Below are 2,425 nucleotides of genomic sequence, written 5' to 3' on the forward strand. Positions count from 1 at the left end.
AACTAACGTCACGATCTTTCGCGACCTCGACTGCTTCGACTTTCGCTTCGACTGGGTTCCTTTCGGACGATTCACTTCGTATTACGTGCAAATCAATGTAAAATCATCGATGCTCAGCGATTTAAAGCTGCAACGTCGCCGAGTGTGGCGGGATTTCTTTTAAATAGTAATCTATATGTGGTAGATAAATTAGAAAGTTTCATTAGAAAAGAATCTGCTCCTGTCTGATAATTTTGAGCATTTAGCTAAAACCCTCTTATCTATGGACAAAGTTGCCCGATTTTTTAGGAAGAGCTACCTTTGCCTCACAGTTTTAAGTTTGTTACTAATATTCTTTCAAGAAGGAGTAGCCCAGCCGAATGCAGCCCAGCCAACAACGTCCGATGTGGGTGCGACTCAATCGTCGCCGCACCGCATAAGCTTGCAGTTTGGATATCAGCGCTACGCAACTTCTGAGCCTATTCTTTCTCCGCTTCACTACCAGGGGAGCTACCGACTGTGGCAACCTTCGTATACCTACCGGGGTGAGCGAAGCTATCATCGGCTTCAACTATCGCGAATAGAGGATGAACTTACCTCTTCTGTCGCTTCATCCGATGAATTTGATCGGCAGGGCTACATAGACCTATTTGGTGTACAGCTACAGTACACCTTTTTGCGAAAACTACGCAAATACACTCACTGGACACTTTGGGTGGGAGGGACGCTAGAATTCACGTACTTTGACAAAGAAAGCTCTTATATCTACGATTGGGACGGACGGGCGGCTGATGGATTTATTGCTCCCTCTCCCGCGGTGGCGGGCACGGTTCAGTTAGGTAAACATCATCGGCTGCGGGGGCAGTTTAGCATTACCCCACTAGCTTACGTGGCTGGTCGTACCTACGCTTCCAACCGCCCACCTCTGGAAATGATTGGTCAAGAATTGACGGTAGGTAACGCGTTACGGTACGGCGATTGGCTAACCTTCATCAATTTTATCAACCTTCGGGGCGAACTAATGTACGGCTATTCTCTCGGTAAGCACTGGGAGCTTCAACTAGCGTACGGGTTTCAGTACTACCACTACGATAAATTGGGACCGTTTGATGTTCGGTCGGTAATAAACACCCTACTGATGGGTATATCGTTTAGCTTATGAAAGGTATAAGTAAGATTGCTACTGTTACACTCTTGGGGTTAGTCTATGGTTGCCAAGAAATATTTTTAGGGCCTGAACCACCAAATACGCCCACTTCTAATTTTGACGTTTTTTGGCAGACCTTTGATCAGAATTATTCGTATTTCTCACTAAAAGGAGTAGACTGGGACTCGGTGTACCAAGTATACCGTCCGCAAATTGATGATAATACCACCGATGATGAGTTATTCGATATTCTGGTAGAGATTGGCGAGCTTCTACGCGATGGCCATTATGTAATCACCAATGGGGCAGAGTACTACTATTCGTATTATGGTAGCTCCTTAAATAAGATCCCCCTTCAATTTCAGCCCGCGGCCTTCTACTTAGAAAACGAACGGTCGGCGGGTAACTACATTAGTTACGCTACAGTAAAAGACACTCAGCTAGGCTATCTTCGTATAGCAAGTTTCGGAGGCGAAGATGATGAATACGCAGTGATTGATCAAGCCCTACAGAACCTAAGTAGTACTACCGGGCTTATTCTAGATGTACGAACAACCGGAGGCGGGTCTACCGAACTAGCCGAAACTATTGCTGGGCGTTTTGCAGACCAAACCTATCTGTATCGTCATTACAAATACCGTAACGGAGAAAATTGGAACGACTATACGGACCCGATTGCTGCTCACGTAGTGCCTCAGGGTGAGACTAATTACCTGAAACCAATAATAGTAATTACCGACCGCCGGTGCCTTAGCGCGTGTGAAGGATTTGTGTTGATGCTAAAGGCATTGCCCACGGTGCGCACGCTAGGCGATACTACTTTTGGAGGAACAGCTCGGCCAATTACTCAGGAGTTACCTAATGGCTGGAATTATCGCGTTTCTACTTGGTTTGTTACCGAACCCAACGGAGAGGTGGTAGAAGGGCAAGGCATCGCTCCCGATGTCCTAGAACCCTACGTACAACTAGATTCTTTCGATGTAGCGGATAATGCGATGGATCGGGCTATAGAATTATTGTCGGAATAGATAATCATAGCTGCCGCTGCGCTACGTAAGCCGCTCCAATTAAAGCGATAAGTAATAGCACCCCGGTCAGTTCAAACGGAAGAATAAAGTCGCTCATTAGCTGAACTCCCAAAGTAGATACGGTAGAAGCCTGAACTGTTTCGGAAGTTGATATCCACGCTAAGCTGTTCATATCCGTCTGCCAAATAGCTTTCGCCAATAAGAAAAATAGCGCACTACCGATAAGTAGTCCCCAAAATTGATTATGGTGTTGGGTACGTACCGATTTTCC

The 2,425-nt window shown here is 46.0% G+C and carries 3 protein-coding genes; 2 read left to right on the plus strand and 1 reads right to left on the minus strand.

Features of this window, described 5'->3' with window-relative positions:
• Positions 1–262: 262 nt before the first annotated feature.
• Positions 263–1,141 carry a hypothetical protein gene (locus WBA23_RS17815; RefSeq protein ID WP_424583637.1) on the plus strand — a complete coding sequence of 293 codons (879 nt, stop codon included), beginning with the start codon at positions 263–265 and terminating at the stop codon, positions 1,139–1,141.
• Positions 1,138–2,154, plus strand: coding sequence for a S41 family peptidase (locus WBA23_RS17820; RefSeq protein ID WP_424583638.1), 1,017 nt, complete (start codon positions 1,138–1,140; stop codon positions 2,152–2,154). Before WBA23_RS17815 ends, WBA23_RS17820 begins: the two co-directional genes overlap by 4 nt.
• A gap of 4 nt (positions 2,155–2,158) precedes the next feature.
• Here WBA23_RS17820 and WBA23_RS17825 read toward each other — a convergent pair.
• Positions 2,159–2,425: NADH-quinone oxidoreductase subunit J (locus WBA23_RS17825; protein WP_424583639.1), on the minus strand; the 267-nt coding region annotated here is incomplete at its 5' end.

The sequence above is a fragment of the Tunicatimonas sp. genome (assembly GCF_049647865.1).
Taxonomy (GTDB): Bacteria; Bacteroidota; Bacteroidia; order Cytophagales; family Cyclobacteriaceae; genus Tunicatimonas.